This window comes from Niveispirillum sp. KHB5.9 (genome assembly GCF_048066115.1).
Classification (GTDB): Bacteria; Pseudomonadota; Alphaproteobacteria; order Azospirillales; family Azospirillaceae; genus Niveispirillum.
This window is the reverse complement of record NZ_JBLTYX010000008.1, coordinates 242,895-263,770: the sequence shown is the minus strand read 5'-3', so window position 1 is coordinate 263,770 and position 20,876 is coordinate 242,895. Positions and strand designations below refer to the sequence as shown.

The 20,876-nt window shown below is 65.1% G+C and carries 14 protein-coding genes; 6 read left to right on the top strand and 8 right to left on the bottom strand.

Annotated elements, in window-relative coordinates:
- Positions 1–171: 171 nt before the first annotated feature.
- Positions 172–1,608 (bottom strand): methyl-accepting chemotaxis protein, encoded by a 1,437-nt coding sequence (locus ACM9HJ_RS15820; protein WP_416572714.1) that lies wholly within the window; start codon positions 1,606–1,608, stop codon positions 172–174.
- Between ACM9HJ_RS15820 and ACM9HJ_RS15815 the strand changes: the two genes are divergently transcribed.
- Positions 1,495–1,764, top strand: coding sequence for a hypothetical protein (locus tag ACM9HJ_RS15815; protein WP_416572715.1), 270 nt, complete (start codon positions 1,495–1,497; stop codon positions 1,762–1,764). The two genes, ACM9HJ_RS15820 and ACM9HJ_RS15815, sit on opposite strands and share 114 nt — an antisense overlap.
- 302 nt (positions 1,765–2,066) lie before the next feature.
- Here ACM9HJ_RS15815 and ACM9HJ_RS15810 read toward each other — a convergent pair whose 3' ends face one another.
- From ACM9HJ_RS15810 to ACM9HJ_RS15780, 7 genes are all read right to left on the bottom strand, one after another.
- Positions 2,067–2,669 carry a recombinase family protein gene (locus ACM9HJ_RS15810; protein WP_416572711.1) on the bottom strand — a complete coding sequence of 201 codons (603 nt, stop codon included), beginning with the start codon at positions 2,667–2,669 and terminating at the stop codon, positions 2,067–2,069.
- A gap of 27 nt (positions 2,670–2,696) precedes the next feature.
- On the bottom strand, positions 2,697–4,289 hold the full coding sequence (locus ACM9HJ_RS15805) for an MGH1-like glycoside hydrolase domain-containing protein (RefSeq protein WP_416572710.1): 1,593 nt from the start codon (positions 4,287–4,289) through the stop codon (positions 2,697–2,699).
- Positions 4,286–5,890 carry a glycoside hydrolase 43 family protein gene (locus tag ACM9HJ_RS15800; RefSeq protein WP_416572709.1) on the bottom strand — a complete coding sequence of 535 codons (1,605 nt, stop codon included), beginning with the start codon at positions 5,888–5,890 and terminating at the stop codon, positions 4,286–4,288. The genes ACM9HJ_RS15805 and ACM9HJ_RS15800 overlap by 4 nt, the downstream gene beginning before the upstream one ends.
- Positions 5,891–5,895: 5 nt before the next feature.
- Entirely contained in the window at positions 5,896–6,963 is a 1,068-nt protein-coding gene (rhaT, locus tag ACM9HJ_RS15795; protein WP_416572708.1) for an L-rhamnose/proton symporter RhaT, read from the bottom strand.
- A 127-nt stretch (positions 6,964–7,090) separates the two neighbouring features.
- On the bottom strand, positions 7,091–7,840 hold the full coding sequence (locus ACM9HJ_RS15790; RefSeq protein ID WP_416572707.1) for an SDR family NAD(P)-dependent oxidoreductase: 750 nt from the start codon (positions 7,838–7,840) through the stop codon (positions 7,091–7,093).
- A gap of 210 nt (positions 7,841–8,050) precedes the next feature.
- Positions 8,051–9,634, bottom strand: coding sequence for a glycoside hydrolase family 28 protein (locus tag ACM9HJ_RS15785; RefSeq protein ID WP_416572706.1), 1,584 nt, complete (start codon positions 9,632–9,634; stop codon positions 8,051–8,053).
- A 77-nt stretch (positions 9,635–9,711) separates the two neighbouring features.
- Complete coding sequence (locus ACM9HJ_RS15780; RefSeq protein ID WP_416572705.1) at positions 9,712–12,780, bottom strand: TonB-dependent receptor domain-containing protein; 3,069 nt, start codon at positions 12,778–12,780, stop codon at positions 9,712–9,714.
- Between the two features lie 469 nt (positions 12,781–13,249).
- On the opposite strand from ACM9HJ_RS15780, the gene ACM9HJ_RS15775 reads away from it, so the two are divergent.
- The 5 genes from ACM9HJ_RS15775 to ACM9HJ_RS15755 all read left to right on the top strand — a co-directional run bounded on the left by ACM9HJ_RS15775 (position 13,250) and on the right by ACM9HJ_RS15755 (position 20,874).
- Entirely contained in the window at positions 13,250–13,588 is a 339-nt protein-coding gene (locus ACM9HJ_RS15775) for a hypothetical protein (protein WP_416572704.1), read from the top strand.
- Positions 13,585–15,189, top strand: a complete 1,605-nt coding sequence (locus ACM9HJ_RS15770; RefSeq protein WP_416572703.1) for a PepSY-associated TM helix domain-containing protein — start codon at positions 13,585–13,587, stop codon at positions 15,187–15,189. Before ACM9HJ_RS15775 ends, ACM9HJ_RS15770 begins: the two co-directional genes overlap by 4 nt.
- On the top strand, positions 15,186–15,461 hold the full coding sequence (locus tag ACM9HJ_RS15765) for a DUF3325 domain-containing protein (protein WP_416572702.1): 276 nt from the start codon (positions 15,186–15,188) through the stop codon (positions 15,459–15,461). The genes ACM9HJ_RS15770 and ACM9HJ_RS15765 overlap by 4 nt, the downstream gene beginning before the upstream one ends.
- Before the next feature lie 36 nt (positions 15,462–15,497).
- Positions 15,498–17,717: a TonB-dependent siderophore receptor gene (locus tag ACM9HJ_RS15760; protein ID WP_416572701.1), complete on the top strand. Its 2,220-nt coding sequence runs from the start codon at positions 15,498–15,500 to the stop codon at positions 17,715–17,717.
- A 145-nt stretch (positions 17,718–17,862) separates the two neighbouring features.
- Positions 17,863–20,874: a ligand-binding sensor domain-containing protein gene (locus ACM9HJ_RS15755; protein ID WP_416572700.1), complete on the top strand. Its 3,012-nt coding sequence runs from the start codon at positions 17,863–17,865 to the stop codon at positions 20,872–20,874.
- The last annotated feature ends 2 nt before the right edge of the window (positions 20,875–20,876 follow it).

The following is a 20,876-nucleotide window of genomic DNA, read 5'->3' as shown; positions in this document are numbered from 1 at the left end:
CTGTCAGCGCTCTTGTCTTCGGGGCGAGGATCGCGGCACAGTGGTCAGGACCAATATGCTCGTCCATGCCCATTACGATCAAATTTCCTGAGCGGTTTGGGTAAAAACACCAAGGGCCCAGGTTCGGATGCGAACCAGGGCCCTTGGTGTTCTTTCAGGCTTATGTCCCGATCAGGCGATCAGGCGCAGGGCGTCGCGGACATTGCCGATGCGCTGGTTGGCGGCGCGGGTGGATTGGGCGATCTCACCCATATTGTGATTGATCTGGGCGACGGCACCGGAAGCGCCGCGCATGCTGGAATTCATCAGCCTGGCCACCGCACTCTGTTCCTCTACGGCGGAGCAGGTGCCGATGACATAGGAGCGGACGGCATCGATGGCGCCACGGATCGCATCCAGCTTCTCCGCCACGTCGCCGGCCACCGACTGGAGCCCGACAATTTCCCGGGAGATGCGCTGGGTGGCGTCGGCCGCCTGACGGGCCAGCGACTTCACCTCGCCCGCAACCACGGCGAAGCCACGGCCGGCCTCACCGGCACGCGCGCTTTCGATCGTGGCGTTCAGCGCCAGCATGTTGATCTGGCCGGCAATTTCCCCGATCACCTTGACGATGTCGTCCATGGCCTGGGTGCCCGACAGCAGGCGCTGCGTCGCCTCGTCCACCACGGTGGCCTCGTTGAAAGCCTGTTCGGTGGCGGTCTTGGAATAGCTCATCGAGCGGGCGATCTCCTGGATCGAGGCATCGAGCTGTTCGGAACCGCTGGCAATGGCCGCGACGCTGGCCGAGGTCTGCTGCGAGGCGGCAGACGCGTTGACGGCCTGGTCGTTGGATTGTTCGACGGCGGAGACGATGTCGCCCAGATATTTCTGGACGGCTTCCAGCGTCTCCTCGTTGCGGCGGCGGGCCAGCACGGCCTGGGTTACGTCGGTGGCGAACTTCACCACCTTGACGGGGCGGCCTTCGCAATCCAGCACGGGATTGTAGGTCGCCTGGATATAGACGGTGCGGCCACCGGCGGCTTGGCGGCGATATTCGGCCTGGCTGAAGCGGCCGGCGCGCAGGCTGTCCCAGAAGGCGGCATAGGCGGGGCTGGCGGCTTCGGCCGGATCCATGAACATGCTGTGGTGCCGGCCCTGGATCTGATCCAGCCGATAGCCCATGGCCTTCAGGAAATTCTCGTTGGCATCCAGGATGGTGCCGTCCATGGCGAAGGAGATCACGGCCTGGGCGCGGTTCAGCGCCGCCAACTGGCCCTGCTGGTCCATCGAGCGCTGATGTTCGGCCGTGACGTCGGAGGCGATCTTCACCACCTTCACGACATTGCCGCGGCGGTCCAGGACAGGATTGTAGGAGCCCTGGATCCAGACCTCCCGGCCGCCCTTGGCAAAACGGCGGATCATTTCCACCTTGCCGGCCTTGCCGCCCCGCAGCGAGCGCCAGAATTCGGCATAGGCCGCACTGGTGCGGGTCGCGTCATCCACGAACATGCTGTGATGCTTACCACGGATTTCGGAGAGGCCGTAGCCCATGACAGCCAAGAAATTGTCATTGGCGCCGAGAATTACGCCGTCCGGGCTGAATTCGATGATGGCCTGTGCTTTACCGATGGCGGCAAGAACGGCGTCACCTTCATGATTATTGCCGAACAACATGATCGTCTCCCCAAACGTGGTTCATGTCCTCAAGAGGTTTGGAGCATAGGCGAATCTTCTGAAAGGATCACTGTATCGGAAGGTTATAAATTACGAATCCATGATGAATAAAATTTCATCGATTCTTTGTATTAATATTGGTTAACGCCATGGTAAGGCTCAACCGGAATCTAGTGATCACAAGAATAATCAAGAAAAGGACATGCAGAAACCCAATGGAGACCGGTTGGTTACCATGCCAGACGGGATTGGATCGCGATGCGGGAATTCCCCAAAGGGAACAAGGGCATGGCACGGGTATCCGCGCCGGCGGTGTTCACCTTTGGCGGGAAACCGGATCGAACCTGTTTTTGTGTTCTCGGGGCGCCGGGCGGGCAGTCGCCGGCCTCCAGGAGTTTTGAAAGCCCCTGGTATCAGGCGCCGTCGCGATGCTCCACCGCAGCACTGCCCTGGCCGAACACTCGGTATTCGGCGACGATGCGTGAGACTGTGGGCTGGCTGATGCCATGCAGGCGGGCCATTTCGGCGCCGGAGCTGGTGCCGGACAGGATACTTTCAGCGATTTCGCGGCGCTGGGCGGCGTCCAGCTTGCGCCGGCGGCCGCCGATCCGGCCCGCGGCACGGGCATTGGCCAGCCCGGCACCTGTGCGTTCCAGCAGCATCACCCGCTCGAACGCCGCGAAGGAACCGATCATCCGCATCAGCATATGGCCCGCGGGACCGGTGGTCTCCACCCCCTCCCCCAGACTGCGAAAGCCGGCACCGGCCTGGGCGATGCGCTCCAGCAGGTGCAGTACCTCCTTCAGCGACCGCGACAGCCGGCCCAGTTCCGCCACCATCAGCACATCGCCGGGCGCCAGCTCCTCCAGCAGCCTTTGCAGTTCCGGCCGGTCCCAGCGGCCGGAAGAGGCACCTTCGCTGACGATGCGCTCGCACCCGGCCTCGCGCAGCAGGCGAACCTGCTGCCGACCATCCTTTTCATCCCCATGGGCGGGGCGGGCATATCCGATCAGCATGCTTTCCTCCCGAGGGGGTTTTGCCTGTTACAGCGCCAGACGCTGGTTGGGTTTCAGGTTGAACTGACGGGCCGGGCGACCGGGTAGGCGCAGCGTCACGCGCTGCGCGTTCGGTGCGATGCCCAGCAGGGCCTGCGGCGTGCCGTCCTTGGCGGTGATCAGGCGGGCAGCCCCCCCTTCCAGACGGGCAAGCGGCTTGCCGGAAAGGGTCAGGCCGGCGCCCTTGCCTTCATAGGTGACGGCGGCCGACCCGCCGCCATAGAGCGGCAGGGACAGTTTGGCGCCACGCGCCGCCTTGTGGCCGGGGCGGATGTTCCAGGACAGGGCATCCTTTTCCTCCACCACACCGATCAGGCGCCAGGTGTAATCCACCATGACCAGGGCGGTGGGGGAGTAGTTGGGATGATCCTCGCCATGGGTGAATTCACCCGTATCTGGGTCCATCTGCTGGCGGAAGGTCAAATCCTTCGCGATGGCTTCGCACCAGCGGTCCATCATATCGGTGAATTCGGCGGCGTGGCCGTAATGTTCGATCCAGCGCGGGGTGCGCAGCGCCGTCAGGCCTTGGGATGCGCCGCCCCAGCTGTTGGCCGGGATCGGGCGGACGAAGGCGGGATCGTCCATGGCGATGGAGGACAAGGGATACTTGCCCCAGAACGCCTTGGGATTATGCAGCTGCCGGGTCCACAGCGTGTCGAACAGGGCCTGGTCCACCACATGTTCGCCGCAGACACGGCTGATCACGTCGGATCGGACGCGGATGAACTTGTTCTCCGCATCCAAATCATAGAAGGCAGCGTCCTCGGCGACATAGAGCTTGGACAGGATCAGGTTGCGGATCTTGTCGGCTTCCTCCGTCCACTTATCCGCCTCGCCATTGCGGCCCAGGGCCTTGGCCATGTCGGCCAGAGCGCGGCGGGCACCATGGGTGGTGGCCGACAGATCGGGGCAGAGACGCGGCAGCGACGGCAGATCGTGATGGCGGCGCGCATCCTTGTTGGGACACTGGTTGGGCATGCCCAGCCAGCGCGGGCTGTTGTCATGGCCGGTGTCATAGGTGCAGAACCCTTCCACCAGCCCGGTACCGCGCGTGTTGCGGTAGCGCATCAGCCAGCCATCCCAGGCGCCACCGGCGCGGTAGGCAGCCTCCAGCAACTCGCCATCGCCGGTGTCGCGGGCCAGTTCCCAGGCGGTCGCGGCGATGGGCACCACCATCTGGATCTGGCCGAAGCCGGTTTCCACCACCTTGTTGTTGGCGGGCAACTGGCCGTCGGCGCGCTGCAGCTCAAAAAAGGTCAGGTGGCTGTTGCGGGCCACGTCGGGGCGGAACTTGGCATAGACCAGGGCCTCGTGGGGCCCACATTCCTGCCAGATGCCCTTATAGACAGAACCTTCGATCAGCACCGGCTTGGTCACATAGGGCATGACCTGGACATTGCCGGCCAGCACCTCCAGCGCCTTGTCATACGCGGTCTGCCAGGATGTGTCCGACGTAGTGAAGCGCGGGGCGTCGGCCGCCATCTTCTCTTCCGCCAGCGACAGGCGTGGAAGGGCGGACGCGGCCAGGGCGGCGGTGCCGGCGCCCAGGACGGCGCGGCGGGAAAACCGGTTCGACATCATCGTGCCACCTCCGGCTTGTCCACATGCACCCAGTCGATATCGACATGTCCGCCGGTCTTCGCCTTGGAGAAGGTGAACAAGGCGGGGCGGGAACCCTTCCACCAGGAGAAGCGGGCCAGCTGGATGGCGTCGCCCAGCGGTTGGAAGCTCTTGCCCTCATCCAGGCTGTAGCTGTAACGGACCTTCTGGTCTTCGCTCACATCGGCGCGCAGTTGCAGGGTCTTGGCGGTCAGGGCCGGGCCTTGGGTTTCAACGCCGGCCGACGACAGGGTGATATGGTTCGCGCCCCCTTCCCGCGCCACGCCGATCCAGCTGGGCCGCACGCCGAACAAGGACAGGCCGGCCCGCTGCCCGTCCTTCAAGCGGGAGACGTCGAAGCGGGCGGTGATCCGCCGTTCCGGGCCCTGCAGGATCTGGGTCAGGGTGTTGCGGGCCGTCGTCAGCTGTTCGGCCTTGCTGGCGGTCAGGCGCAGGAAGCCGGGGCGCGCCGACAGGCTCCAGGCCTTGTCGTCGGGATTATGGTTCCAGGACCATTGCAGGCCCAGCTTCTTCGCCTTGAACTCGTCGCTGTCCTGCAAACGGTCCCCGGTGGGCGCGTTGCCGGTGTCCGGCATGGGGAAGTTGGAAACGGGCTGACCGCCATAGGTGTCGGGGATGCGCTGGCCCATCACCGGCCAGTCATCGATCCATTCCACCGGTTGCAGATGCACGATACGGCCGAAGGCGCCGGTGCTGTTGAAATGCGCGAACCAGTCCTGGCCGGATGGGGTTTCGATCCAGCCGCCCTGGTGCGGGCCTTCCAGCGCCGTCGTCCCCTGGCTCAGCGACACCTGCCATTCATAGGGGCCTTCGATATTGCGGGAACGCAGTGCCACCTGCGCGCCCTTCTCCACCCCGCCGAACGGGGCCATGATGTAGTACCAGCCGTTGCGCTTGTAGAGTTTGGGGCCTTCCAGGATGGGCAGGTTCTGCTTGTCCTGGATGATCACCTTGCCCTCATCCAGCACGCTTTTGCCATCCGGGCTCATGCGGTGCAGGATGATGGGGCCGGCACCGACGACGGAATGCACCAGCCAGGCGGTGCCGTCATCATCCCAGAAGGGGCACGGGTCCTCCAGCTTGGGCTTGGCGATGACCTGGACGGGGGCGGTCCAGGGGCCTTCGGCCTTCTTCGCCGTGGACATAAACACGCCCTCATCGGGCGTGGCCCAATAGACGTAGAACAAATCGTTATGATGGCGGATGGACGGGGCCCAGACGCCCGACGCATAGCGGGTGCCGTCCACGGGCTTGGACTTGGTATCGTCCAGTTGGAACGGGCCCGGCATATTGTATTCCGGTGCAAACGGCAGCTTGGGCAGGACATGGCCGATGATCGACCAATGTACCAGATCGCGCGATTTCAGCACCGGGATGCCGGGCGAGAAATGGAAGCTGGAGGCCACCATGAAATAGTCATCGCCCACGCGGATCAGGTCCGGATCGGAATAATCGGCGTAGAGGATGGGGTTGGTATAGGTGGCCTGCTGGTCGGCGGCCAGCGCTGGCAGCGCGGCCATCAGGGTGGTGGACAGCAAAGCCGCCAGGATCGTCTTGCGCATCAGCCTTATCCCGCCATCTGGTTGCCGTAGCCGATGATGATCGTGGCCAGGACCAGCAGGCCCACACCCGACCAGACCATCAGCCGCACACCCGGCCGTGCATCCTTCCACTCCTTGAAGGCGAAGCCCCACAAGGTGCCGAAGATGATGATCGACGCCATGTGCAGGGTCCAGGAGGAGAAACCGTAAGTCCCCATCTGGCTTTCGCCCATGGTGTAGAAGAAGAACTGGAAATACCAGGCGGCACCGGCAATGGCGCACAGGATGAAATTGGCGGCCAGCGGCGGACGCTCCCCACCGGCATCCTTGCTGCGGCCGACCCATTCACCGGCACTCTTGTTGCGGTTGATCAGGATGCCGCACCAGACTGCATTGGTGATCAGGCCGCCGAACATCACCAGGCAGAGGATGGGCAGGCCGGTCCAGAGCGGGCCGGTGCCGGCCGCCGCCGACAGCGCCTTCACCGGCTCACCCGCCGCCAGGCCGAAGGCGAAGCAGGACGACATGACGCCGGAGAAGGTGGCGACGGCAATGCCCTTGACGAAATCGAACTCCGCCACCGCCGCCTTCTTCTGCTCATCCGACAGGGCGGCATCCTTGCGGGCACCGGCCATGGCGACGACGACGATGCCGGCGAAGGTGACCGCCAGACCCAGCAGGATGACATTGCCGCCGGCCGTGTCGATCAGCTTTTCCTTGAAATCCCCCTGGAACAGCGGCGGGATAAGGGTGCCGAACACGGTGCACAGGCCCAGCACCACCGCCATGCCCAGCGACAGGCCGAGATAGCGCATGGTCAGGCCATAGGTCAGGCCGCCAAAGCCCCAGAGCATGCCGAAGATGACGGGCCAGACCAGGGTCGGGGTCGGGGTCTGCGCCAGCACGCCCAGCAGATCGTTGGTCTGCACCGATGCGAAGAACCAGGGCGCGAGCAGCCAGGAGACGATGCCCCCCGTCAGCCAGTAGATCTCCCACGACCAGCGCTTCACGGCGCGATAGGGCACATAGAAGCTGGCGGACGCGAGACCGCCCAGCCAGTGGAAGAGAACGCCCAGCAACGGATTGGCCACCATACTCCAAGATCCTCCCAGTTCACCTTGATCGGGCTCTATGCCTCTGCGGTGTGATGCCAGGTATACGCCCAAGGACGCCCTGCCCGGTGATTTATAGGGTAAATTTCTCACATTATGAACTATGATATCAAAATGTCGTACGCCCACCGGAAGTGTCGAAGGTCGATGCCGTGGTGAAGCTGCATTCCTCGGACGCCATGAAGCAGACCATGGCGGTGCTTTCCTCCACCATGCCCAGGCGGCCCATGGGGATGCGGGAGCGCATGTAGTCCACCTGGGCCGCCGGCAACTGGCCCAGGATGGGGCTGTCGAAGGTGGCGGGCGTCAGGCTGTTGGCGATGATGCCGCGCGTGGCCAGTTCCTTGCCCAGCGACTTGGTCAAGCCGATCACGCCGGCCTTGGAGGCCGAATAGGCCGAGGCGTTGGGGTTACCTTCCTTGCCGGCAACCGAGGCGACATTGACGATGCGGCCATAGCCGTTTTCCAGCATGTGCGGCACCAGGGCGCGGCAGCAATGAAAGACGCCGTTCAGATTGATGGCCATCACCCGGTACCAGCTTTCCAGCGGGAACTCATGCACAGGCGCGGTGGCACCGGTGATGCCGGCGGAACAGACCAGGATATCGACATGGCCCAGGGCAGCGATGGTGGCCCGGGTGGCCTCCGCGACCTGATCGGCGTCGGACACGTCCAGGGCCTGGACATGGGCGGCACCGACATCGGCCTTTGCGGCGTCCAGTGCGGCGGCGTTCAGGTCCCAGAGGGCGATCTGGCCCCCCTCCTCCCGGATGCGGCGGGCGACGTCGCGGCCCAGGCCGGATGCCCCGCCGGTGATGATCGCGTTGCGCCCCGAAAAGCGCCCGGCAAATACGGTCATTTGCTTGTCATCCTCTTCGCCGCGCGGTGGGGCGGTCATGCTTCAGCATCTTCAACCGTCATTCCCGCGTAGGCGGGAATCCGGGGTGAGGCGCGGTCAGCGCCGGTATGGCCGATGTCGCGGCAGACGCCGCTTACGCTGGATCCCCGCTTGCGCGAGGATGACGGTGGGGTGGGCGTTGACGGGAGTGCCCACACCACCCAAAAAACCTTAGAACGTGCCGCTGATCGGCCCGTCGGTGATGCGATCCGGCAACCAGCGGGCACCCGTACTGCGGAAATCCACCACCTTTTCCAATGCGAAGGCCGGCGCCCCGCGTGGGGTGCGCAGGCGGAAGAAGTCGGCGTCCTTCACATCCTCCAGCCTGATGGCCGAACGGGGGTCGGGGGTCTCCACCGCGATCTCGACATTGGTCATCTCCACCCGGCGCGCGTGGCGGATGAAGAAGCCCGTGGCCGGCAGGTCGCCGAACATCGTGGCTTCCGGATAGGCCATTTCGGCCTCCGGCGGGGTGATCGCCGCCATGGCGGCGGGCGCACCGCCGACATGGTGGAAATAGCAATCGGCGATGCGCAGATCCTCGATCGGCTTTTCCGTCAGGCCGGCGACGACCGACGGCAGGATGGTGGCGCCCGACGAAACCACATTCTGGATCAGGATGCGCTTGAGTGACCCCACCGGCACACCCTGCGGCCCGCGCATGCGCTTGCCCAGGCGCAGGAAGATGGGGGCGTCGACGATGCCGCGCATGGCGATGTTGGAGACGGTGACATCCTCCAGCATGCCGCCATCCACCGTCTCGAACGCCAGACCGCGGCTATCCTCGAAGATGCAGTTGGTGATGGTGATGTTACGGAAGCCGCCATTGGTTTCCGTGCCGAACTTGATGCGCCCATGGATCAGGGGGGCGAAATCGGCCGGCATCTTCTTCCAGGTGCCGTCCAGGACGGAGCCCACCTGATAATTGCCGGTGACCAGGCAGTCGGAGATGGTCAGGTTCTCGGTGATCCGCGCCTCGCCCAGGCCGAAGCTGGATTTGGGGCAGATCGCATCGTCATAAGGCGAATTGACGGTGCAGTTGGTGACGCGGACATTCTTGCAGCAATCGATATCGAACCCGTCGCGGTTGGTATCGACCAGCAGATTGTCGATGGTCATGTTATCGACGCCGGTGGCCAGCAGGGCGAACCAGCCGCCTTCCAGGATCTTGAAGTCGCGCAGCAGGACATTGCGGCACCATTTCAGGGCGATAGCCTTGTTGCCGGTGCCGGGACCGGACGGGTCCTTCAGCCAATTGTCTTTGCCGTCGCCGCGCCCCAGCCCCTTGCCCCAGATCAGGCCGGGACCGATGATGGCGATGTCGTGCAGGCCTTCGCCCCAGATCAGGCTGTTGCGCCAGTGGCTATGGCCGAAATCCTGGTACTTGTTCCATTCCGGGATGGGTTCGGGATGGTCGTAACCCTGGCTTTCCGTCGGGGGGGCGGCCAGGATGGTCGCACCCTGTTCCAGATAGAGCGTGATCCTGCTTTTCAGGCGGATCGTATAGCAGGCATAGGTGCCGGGCGGAAAATAGACGGTACCGCCGCCGCGTTCGGCCACGTAATCGATGGCCTTGTTGATGGCCGGCGTGTCGATGGCGGAGCCATCGCCCTTGGCGCCGAACTGGCGGATATCGGCCTGGAAGACCTGGAACGGCCCTGAGGGCTTTTCCGGGGTCTTGGCGCCTGCGGCCATGGCCATGCCGGCCCCGGCCACCGCACCGGCACCCAGAACGAGCGAACGGCGGTCGAACATCATTACCTCCCGGTTTGTTTATTTTTGCGGATGGAGAAGGGGCGGCAGACGCCGCCCCTTCAGCAATGACCGCAATCTTAGAACTTCACCGTGGCGCCCAGGAAGAACTCAGGCCCCAGCACGTCATAGGTGGCCGAGAACGTGTTGGAGTTCGGCCCCTGGGTGGTGATGGGCGGCTTGTTGTTCAGGGCGTTGTTCACGCCGCCGAAGAACTGCAGGCTGTCATTGACGTCATAGTTGAAGGAGACGTCGAAGTAGTTCTGCGCCTTCAGCGTCGGGTAGGCGATGCTGTCCAGTGCCGGCGTGGCGGCCGAGCCCTGGCGCTTGGGAACGATGTAGCGGTCGGTGGTCACCTTGCCGATATAGCGGTGGCGGACCGACAGCTGGAGCGCATCGACATTCCACGACACGCGGGTGCTGCCCCGCCAGATCGGCAGCGGCTGGCCGCAGGTCGGGCCGAACGAGCCCTCGCAATGGTTCTGGATGTTGGGGAATGCCGCCACCGGGGTGGAGGTGAAATCATCCAGGAAGGTGTAGCTGGTGGAGATGTCGAAGGACGACACGTCCGACAGGCCGGGGAAGCCGAAATCGGCGGCGAAGGAATAACGCGCCGCGAAGTCGATGCCCGAGGTCTGCAGCTTGCCGGTATTGGCGTTCAGGATCTTGGCCACGTACGGGTCGTTGATCTCGCCCGTCGTCGGGTTGCGGTTGATGGCGCGGCAGAACTCGCTGCTGGCGTCCTGGATGACGTTGTAGCAGAGGTTCAGGGTGTTCTGCAGGCCGCCGCCCAGCGCCGAGATGGCGCCGTCCAGCTTGATCTTGAAGTAATCGACGCTGATGTTCAGGCCGGGCACGAAGTCCGGCGTGAGGATGGTGCCGAACGTGTAGGTGTCGGACACTTCCTCCTGCAGGTTCGGGTTGCCGCCGAAATCGGCGCCGAAGATGGTGTTGGGCTGCACGGCGGCCGTGAAGATGTTGGCCGTGGGCACGCCGGTGGCCGCACAGACCGCACGGACGGCGGCCGTCTGCTGGGCCGTGGGCGCACGCGACGAGCAGGGGTCGGTCGCGACGCTGACGACGCGGTTGATGCCGCCGAACAGCTCGTTCACGTTGGGGGCGCGGATGGCGCGCTGATACTGGCCGCGGAAGGCGATGTCCTTGCTCGCGCGGTAATCCAGGCCGCCCGAATAGGTCCAGACCGACCCGATGCCCGACAGGGAATAGTCGGAATAACGGAAGGCGCCATTGGCCTCCAGCGCATCGACGAAGGCCAGGTCGCGCAGCAGCGGCACATTCAGTTCGCCGAACACTTCCTTGACGCTGGTGCTGCCCTTGGTCGGCAGGCCGGGGTTGAAGCCGGCCACGTCGCCCGACGCCAGGAAGCTGTCCGGGGTGAAGGTGGCGCTGGTGTCACGCCATTCCACGCCCGTGGAGAAGCCGACATCGCCGGCCGGCAGCGGGAACAACTTGCCGGTGACGCTGGCCTGGGCCGTCTGCTGCGTCGCCACCGTGGAGTTGGTGGCGTTGATGGCGATGGCCGTGCGGCAGGCTTCGGAGATGTTGGCGCCGAAGATGTTGCAGACCGGGGCCGCCGTGCCGTTGGACAGCAGGGCCGCCTGCAAACGGGACCGCGAGATGGCGTTCTGCAAAAGCAGCGTGTTCTCGGTCCGGGCGAACGTATAGTAGGTGTTGAAGTTCAAGTCGGACAGGAACTCGTCCGAAGCATTGCCCAGATCCCAGTCGAAGCCCCAGGCGCCGCGATAGGTGTTGCGGCGTTCCGTGGCGCGGCGGGGGCCGACCTCCACATAGCGGCGGCCGGCGGTGATCACGGCCAGGCCGTCGCCGCGCGTCGTGGTGCGGGTGGCCGTACCGCTGGGCACGGTGGTGGTGCCGGTTTCCGCCAGGTCGAGCTGACGGAAGACCTCCTGCATGGCCGGGGACAGGTAGGGGTTGTTGACGTTGAACAGGGTCGGCGCGCCGACATTGGTCGGGGCCAGACGGGCATCGACCACGTTGTTGGAGTAATGCAGCTCCATGAAGCCACGGACCTTGTCCGTGAAATCATAATGGCCGAAGCTGTTCAGCATCACGCGGCGCTGCGGCTGGATCAGGTAATTGTCCGGACCCAGGTTGAAATCGTCCTGTGGCGTGACCGCCGGGCGGGCGGTGGTGCCCGCATCGTTGAAGGTGAAACCGCGAGAACCCAGCGAACCCAGGCCTGCCGCCACATAGGCGGCGTTCAGGGCGGCGTTGGAGCCGCCGGCCGACGGCAGGCCGGAGAAGCGGCCGTTGGGAATGTCGCCCGAACCGCCACGGATGAAGCCCAGCTCACCACCACCGGCGACGCAGCCCAGGCCCGCCGCCGGGGTGAAGGGGGTGCCGGCGCTGCTTGCGCTGCCCGAACCCTTCACGACGCAACCGTCGGACAGGCTGTCATAGGCGAAGCTGCCGCGATCGCCACGGGTGATGGCGCCACGATCCAGGAAGTTGCCGGCCACCACGACATTGCCGCGGCCATTGGCGAAATTGCCGCCCGCCGTGATGTCGACATTATAGGTGGGGGTGGTCGTCGGCTGGTCCAGATTGATCTGGGCGCGGGCTTCGACACCTTCGAAATCATCGCGCATGATGAAGTTCACGACGCCGGTGATGGCGTCGGAGCCGTAAACGGCCGAGGAGCCGCCCGTAACGATTTCCGTACGGGAAACCAGGGTCGACGGGATGGTGTTCAGGTCGGTGACCTGCTCGGGACCATAGATGGCGAAGCGGCGGCCATTGACCAGCACCAGGTTGCGGGTGGCGCCGAAACCGCGCAGGTTCACGTCGGCAAAGCCACCGGGAACGGTGTTGGAGGTGGCGGAGCCCAGCTGGGAGGCCACGGCCTGCGGCAGCTGCGCCAGCATCTTTTCAATATTGACGTTACCGGAGAGCTTCAGCTCCTCCTCGCCAACCACGCTGACCGGGGTCGGGGCGGAAAAGGCGCGCGGAATGCGCGACCCGGTCACCACCACCTCTTCCAACACCTCGTCGGCCGGGGCGGCGGCGGTCTGTGCCACCGCTGGCAAAACCGAACACACAAAACCGGCCGCGACGATGGCAGTACCGGTCAACAGCCGTCCGCGACGGCTGATTTCAGACTTACTCACGGGGACCTCCCTCTTGGTATTATCTTAGATACCGAACATGCCGGCGGGCGTTGGAACCACCCCACGCCTTTTCCCGGCACGCATCCCATATTTTGAAAAGCATTATTATCTGATGAGAGTGGTCCGTCAACCTGATTTTGTTACCGCTCCCATAATATAATATATATTACAAATCCCTGGCAGCAGTTATGGTTAAGAAATGATTATCCCGCAGATCCTTCTTTCAGGATGAAGGGCATTGCTGAATTTCTCAATCCACTTTCCAATCTGTGGTGACATCAGCCTGGACAGGATTCTGGACAGTACCGACCGCCTGCCGTCGGCATCCAAGCCTTTGTCCTGAAAATGGAAATGGAATTCAGCGCATAGAAGCCCAGCCGATCCGCCGCCCGCTTTGGCCTTGACAGGACTTTGCTTTGTGCATATGCGAATAATTCTTAATTCGACATTCATCCGAAGGTCCGATCCCTTGTCCGCCCCCTCCCCTTCCCCCGCCAAGAAGGCCGCCCCACGGCCAGCGCTGGCCAAACGACCGGCCTGGGACGTGCCGGTGCGAATCCTGACGGCCTCGTTCGGCGGCTATGCCCTCACGGCAGCAGCCACGGCACTGCTGGCCCGGATGCTGCCGGGATCGCCGCTGGAAGCCGCGATGGCGGCCACGGTCATGTCGTTCGCCCTGTTCACGGGGGCCGTGGTCTGGACCTTCGGCGCCGGAAAGGCGCTGGTGGTGGCGGGGTGGATCTGGGGGTTGGCGCTGGCGACGGGGGGGCTGGCCTGGCTTTCCATGCAAGGGGGATGGCCGTCATGAAGGGGTTCCGCCAGACGCAATCGGCCGTGCATACCTGGACCGGCCTGTTGGTCGGTTGGGTGCTGTTCCTGATCTTCATCGCCGGCACCGCCAGTTTCTGGCGGGAGGAGATCAGCCGCTGGATGCGGCCGGAGCTGTCCGTGACGTCGGAGATGCGCACGCCCGAGGATGAGCGGCGGATGGTGGAAGGGGCCCTGGCGGCACTGGCCACCCGCGCAGCCGATGCCACGACCTGGGCGATCACCCTGCCCGGCCAGCGCGGTGCGGGTGTCCAGGGCGTGTGGACCGAACGTCTGCCGCCCGGAGAGCGCCGGCCCTTCCGCTGGCCCGACGCCACCAACAGCCTGTGGGTGGATGGCCAGGGCCGGGAAGTGGCGGTGCGGGAGACGCGTGGCGGCGATTTCTGGTACCGCATGCATTTCGACCTGCATTACATGCCGGTGATCTGGGCGCGATGGTTCGTGGGCTTCTGTTCCATGTTCATGCTGATCGCCATCGTCACCGGCGTGATCACGCACAAGAAGATCTTCCGGGAATTCTTCACCTTCCGGCCCGGCAAGGGACAGCGCAGCTGGCTGGACGGGCATAATGCCACGGCCGTGCTGGCCCTGCCCTTCCATCTGATGATCACCTATACCGGGCTGGTCACCCTGATGGGGCTTTATATGCCCTGGGCGATGCTGGCCAATTTCGACGACCGCAACGCCGCCTTCGCCGCCACCCAGCCCGATGTGCCGCCGGCCAAATATGCCGCCACGCCAGCACCGATGGCACCCATGGGGGCGATGCTGGCGCTGGCGCGCGAGACCTGGGGCGGGGTCGGGCCGGGCAGCATCCGCATCGCCAATCCCGGCGACACGTCCGCCCGCGTCACCATGGGCCGCGACCTGCACCACTCCATCCTGGATGACAGCGAACCGCTGGTGTTCGACGGGGTAACGGGGGCGCTGCTGGGGCAGGCGCTGGCCAGCGGGGCCGGCACCGCCACCCGCGATGCCATGGTCGGCATCCATGCCGGCCGCTTCTCCCCCATCACCGTGCGCTGGCTCTACTTCCTGTCCGGGCTGGCCGGCACGGTCATGGTGGGCACGGGCCTGGTGATGTGGACCGCCAAGCGGCGGGAGAAACTGCCCGATCCGACGAAGCCGCATTTCGGCTTCCGGCTGGTGGAACGGCTGAATGTCGGCACGGTGGCAGGATTGCCGCTGGGCATGATCACCATGCTGTGGGCCAACCGCTTGCTGCCCGTGGGCATGGAAGGCCGCTGGCATGGGGAGGTGAACGCCATGTTCATCGCCTGGGGGCTGGCCCTGCTGCACGGCTTCATCCGACGCCCCAAGCGCGGCTGGGTGGAACAGTTCGGCCTGGCCGGGCTGATGCTGCTGGCTTTGCCGTTCTTCGATCAGGTGACCGGCCAGGGCATGTTCCAGCACGCGATCAGCGGTGACTGGACCCGGTTCTGGACCGACATCACCTTCTTCGCCCTTGGCCTGTCGCTGGTCGCCATCGCCGCCAAGGTCCATCGCCACAAACCCCGCGTGGTTCCCGCCAAGGTCCGCGCACCCAGGGAGGCGGCCGTGGTGGCCGTGGCCGGGGAATGAGCCTGATATCCTGGCTGCTGGCACTGGCCGGCTTCGCATCGCTGGCACTGGCCATGGCGGAACATCACCATTGGCTGGTGGGACGCGATCCGTCCAAGCGCGGTAGCCGCAGCCTGCGCCTGCTGGGCGGGGCGCTGCTGGCGCTGTCCTGGGCGGCGGCGGCCGCGTCCTGGGGACCGGCCCTGGGCAGCGTGGCCTGGTGCGGGGTGTTGAGCTTTTCCGCCGCCCCGCTGGTCCTGGCCCGCACCTATCTGAAACCCGGGCGGCGTTGAGCCGTCTCGCCTGACTTCTCTTACAAGGATAATCCCATGTCCCGCCTTCATTCAGGCCGCCCGCACTTGCAGGCCGGCACCGCCCTCTCTTTGTCCTTGGCTTTGCTGGTTGGGCCAGCGCTGGCGCAGGCCGCGACTGAGGGGAACGAGGAGTTGCTGGACGAGATCCTGGTGCTGCACCGGACGGAGGGCTATCACGCGCGCGCCGCCAACACGGCCACCAAGCTACCGCTGTCCCTGCGCGAGACACCGCAATCGGTGACGGTGATGACCCGCGAGCGCATTGAGGATTACAACCTGATCACCGTGACCGACGTGCTGGAACAGACGCCGGGCATCACGGTCCAATCCTATGACAGCAACCGCACCCGCTTCCTGGCCCGCGGTTTTCCCATCACCAATTTCCAGTTCGACGGTGTGCCCACAGTGTTCCAGACCGGGGCGGCGGCCAATTCGGTGATGAGCGATACCTCGATCTATGAACGCGTGGAGATCGTGCGCGGGGCCACAGGTCTGGTGACGGGCACAGGCGATCCGTCCGCCACCATCAACATGGTGCGCAAGCGCCCGCAGGAAGACTTCAAGGCCAGCACCAGCCTGACCTATGGCAGCTGGAACTATAAGCGGGCGGAGGCTGATGTCGGCGGCCCGCTGCTGGAGAATGGCCGCATCCGCGCCCGGCTGGTCGGCGCCTATACCGACCGCGAAAGCCACGTCCGCTTCCAGCGCGACAAGTCGCCCAGCCTTTATGGCGTGATCGAGGGCGACATCACCGAGACTACCCGCCTGCGCGTGGGCGTGGATTATCTGCGCACCGACAGCCAGGGCGGTTCCTGGGGCGCCTCGCCGCTGTTCTACAGCGACGGCGCCCGCATCCGCACGGAACGGTCCTACAGTGCCGCATCGAAATGGAGCCGGTGGCAGCGCGACAATATCAACCTGTCCAGCTCCCTGGAGCAGTCGGTGGGCGATTGGGTCGCGCGTCTGGCCTATAACAAGCGCTGGACCGACACGGAAAGCCTGCTCTATGTCGGCTCCAATTCCGGTGCCACCAGCTTCATCAACAAGGCTACCGGTCTGGGCCTGGGACGGTCCGACACCTATGGCGTGGGTGAGACGCGAGAGGATTCGCTGGATGCCTATGCATCCGGCCCCGTGGAGCTGTTCGGGCGCACGCATGAACTGGTGTTCGGCGCCAACTACTATGACCGCGACTTCGCCTCCATGCATGCCAGCATCATCAGCCGGCCGTACGGTGCGACCTTCCCCAGCATCTATACCTGGAATGGCGATATCGGAATGCCCACGGTGCAGAATCTGGGCATTCCCCGCACCCTGGAGCATTCCACCGAAAGCGGCGTCTATGGCGCCATCCGCCTGAACCCGATGGACGGGGTGAAGGTCATCGCCGGTGCCCGCTATTCCGATTTCGAGACGGAGACGGAGAATTTCTCCACCGCCGGGGTGCGCACCTCCATCAATGCCGTCAATGCCGACACCAAGCTCAGCCCCTATCTGGGTACGGTGGTCGACCTGACGGAGGAAATCTCGGCCTTCGCGTCTTATTCCCAGGTGTTCCGACCGCAGAGCCAGCGCGACCGTAATAATGAACAGTTGGCACCGCTGACCGGCGCCAATTATGAGGCAGGGTTCAAGGGCGAGTTCTTCGACAGGCGGCTCTATGCCTCGCTGAACGGCTTCCTGATGCAGCAGGATAATGTCGCAGAACTGGACCCGACGGCCGCACCCGGCATGCTGCCCGACGGTGGTGATGCCTATCGCGCAGTGAAGGGGGTGGAGACACTGGGCATGGAGGCGGAGGTTTCCGGGTCCATCACCCCGGAATGGCGCCTGACCGGCGGCTATACCTATGCAAGAAGCGAGGATCAGGCGGGGATGCGGACCTTCACCGTCAGCCCGGCCCACATGCTGCGCCTGTTCAGCAATTACAAGCTGGGTGACTACAGCGTCGGCGGTGGCGTTACCTGGCAGAGCGAGATCTACCAGAACCAGGCCATCCCCACGGGCCGGTTCAACGCCAATGGCACGCCGATCACCGCCCAGGGCCGCGTCACCCAGGGGGCCTATTTCCTGGCCGACCTCATGGCCCGGTACCAGGTGAGCGAACAGGTCAGCGTGGGCGTGAACGCCACCAACATCTTCGACAAGAAGTATTACCGCAATGTCGGCTATTTCAATGCCGGCTTCTGGGGGCAACCGCGCCGCGTATTGGTTAATTTGCGCTCATCCCTGTGAAATCAGCGGGGGAGGATTGCCCACATCCTCCCCTTCCCTTACGAACGTACGATGTCTTCTTCTGTGACATCTGCTAAGGTGCTGCTGTCCTTGGTAAAAGGGTGGCGGCATCTTGAAGCTGGGCAGTCAGTGTTGGAAGCTTCCGGTGGGCCCATCCTGGGCCGCCATCGGGCTTTCGCTTTTCCTGGCTGTCATGCCCGCCCGCGCCATGGAGCGCTGGGACGGGCTGGCCACCACGGTGTTCCAGAATTACGGCCGCAACCAGGGTATCCCACATCCCGTTCCCACCGCCCTGGTCCAGGATCGCGACGGTTTCCTGTGGGTGGGCACGCAAGGCGGGCTGACCCGCTGGGATGGCTACCGGTTCACCGCCTATCGTGCCAATCCAGGCATCGACGGCAGCCTGCATGATGATTGGGTCGAGACCCTGCATGTGGATGAAGCCGGGCGGCTCTGGGTCGGGGGCGGGGCCGGCGGGCTGGCCCGTTACGACAAACAGACGGACCGGTTCATTCCTGTACCGCTACGCACCGGCGGGGAGCGCACGCATATCGGCGCCATCGCCGATGACGGCGCCGGCGGCCTGTGGGTCGGCAGCGACAAGGGGCTTTATCATCTCGATGAAGCCGGCACGATCACCAGCCTGAACAGCGAAGGCCGTCTGGCCACGGGCGTGCGCACGCTGCTGCGGGACCGTGATGGTACCTTGTGGATCGGCACAACGGGGGGACTGGTCCGCAACCGCGACGGCGCCCTGGTCGATATGGTCCTGCCGGCGGAGGCGGCGGGTGTTTCCGCCCTTTTGCAGGACCCCGATGGGCGCATCTGGATCGGCACCCGCCGGCGCGGGCTGTTCGTGCTGGATACCGGTGCGGACCGGCCGCGCGCCGTAGATACGGGGCCGGCGCCGCTGACCTGGACGGTTTCCAGCCTGACCATGGCCGGCCCGCAGGAGGTGTGGGCGGGGTCGCGCGGGGCCGGCATCTGGGCCGTCGATACGAACAGCCTGCGGGTCAAACCGATCCGTCACGACCGCACCCTGCCCGCCAGCCTGTCCCATGACGATGTCTGGGCGTTGCTGACCGATGATGCCGGTTCCGTCTGGGTCGGCACGACGGGCGGCCTGTCCTACCATGCCCATGATCCCGGGCTGGTCTCCACCATCTTCGGCGCCACATTCGCGGCCGACGGGCTCAGCGCCGCCGATGTCCTGTCCGTGCTTCCCACGCGCGACGACCGGCTGTGGCTCAGCTATTTCAATGGTGGCGCCGATCTGGTCGATCCCGCTGCCGGTCGCATCCTTGCCTTGAAACCCGACGCGGCCCGCCCGGACAGCGCCCTGCCGCCCGACGGTATCCCGTCGCTGGCGGAGGACAAGGAAGGCACCGTCTATTTCGGCACCGGCCGCGGCCTGTATAGCCGCGATCCGGCCACCGGCATCCTTTCGCTCTACAAGGTTCCGGGCCGCAATCCCCGCGCCTCCACCCAGTCGCTGTCCTATGACGAGCATGGCGTGCTCTGGGTTGGTGGGGAGGAGGACGGGGTCTGGGGTGTCATCCCAGGCCGCAGCCCGGCCGATACCGCAACGCCGGTCCTGACGCAGGGCATCCGCCTGTCCGATACCGGCGTCAATGTCATCAAGCGCGGTCACGGCGACGACCTGTGGGTCGGCACGCGCGACGGGCTGAACCGTATCGACCTGGCCACCCGCACCGTGGAACATATCGCCACCGATCCGGCCGACCCGCAATCCCTGCCCGGCCGCTTCGTGGTCGGCCTGCTGTTCGACCGGCGCGGCCGGCTGTGGATCAGCACCTTCGGTAATGGCGTGGCCGTGATGACGGGCCGCGACGGCGACGGCAAGCCCCGTTTCCAGCGGGTGGGGCTGGAACAGGGGCTGCCGCATGTCAATGTCGGCAGCCTGCAAATGGATGGTGCCGGCACGATCTGGGTCGGCACCGATGACGGCTTGGCCATGGTCGATCCCGACAGCCTGGCCGTGCGGCCGGTGCGCCGGGCCGATGGGGCCGCACTGGTCGATTACGTCGCCGGTGCCGGGGCCACGACGCAGGAAGGGGAAGCCCTGTTCGGCGCGCTGGGCGGCTTCACCGTGGCGCGGCCGGGCACGCTGCCGCCCTGGCGCTTCCGCCCACCCATCGTCGTCACCGACCTGCGCGTGGGCGGCGTGCCCGTGCCCATCGGCCGCTATAACGGCAATAAAGCCCCCGAACCCCTGGTCCTGACCCCGGAAACCAACAGCCTGGCCGTGGAATTCGCGGCGCTGGACTATAGCTCGCCGGAACGCAACCGCTATGCCTACCGGCTGGACGGGTTCGACCGCGACTGGGTGGAGACGGATGTCAACCGCCGGCTGGCCGTCTATACCAACCTGTCGCCCGGCGATTACACCTTGCATCTGCGCGGCACCAACCGCGACGGGGTGGCGGCGGAACATGATCTGGTGCTGCCCGTGCGGGTCCTGCCCGCCCGGTACCAGCAGCGCTGGGTGCAGGGCCTGTGGCTGGCCCTGATGCTGGCGCTGGTCTTCGCGCTGGTGCGCTGGCGCACGGCCCTGCTGCGGCGGCAGCAAACGGTGCTGAAGCAGCAGATCGCCGATCATACGGCCGATTTGCGCGCCGCCAACGAAATGCTGGAACGGCTGGCCATGACCGACCCGCTGACCGGCTGCGCCAACCGCCGGCATTTCATGCAGCGCGCGGCGGAGATGGTCGCATTGGCCAACCGCCATGGCACGCCCCTGACCCTGGCCGTCCTGGACCTGGACGAGTTCAAGCGCGTCAACGACACCCATGGCCATCCCGTGGGCGACGCCGTGCTGGTCATGGCCGGCCGTATCCTGACCGGGCACATGCGGTCCACCGACATGGTGGGACGCGTGGGGGGCGAGGAATTCGCTCTGCTGATGCCGCATACGGGGGCCGACGGCGCCCTGCTGCTGGCCAACCGCCTGCGTGAGGCGGTGGAGACGACGCGGGTGCCGGTGGGCGAGGACGGGATCGGGGTGACGGCCAGCATCGGCGTGGCCGAACTGCGGCCCGATGACGATCTGGACGGGCTCTATGCCCGCGCCGATGCCGCGCTTTATGCCGCCAAGCAGGCGGGGCGCAACCGCGTGAGCGTGGCGCCCGCGCAATAGCC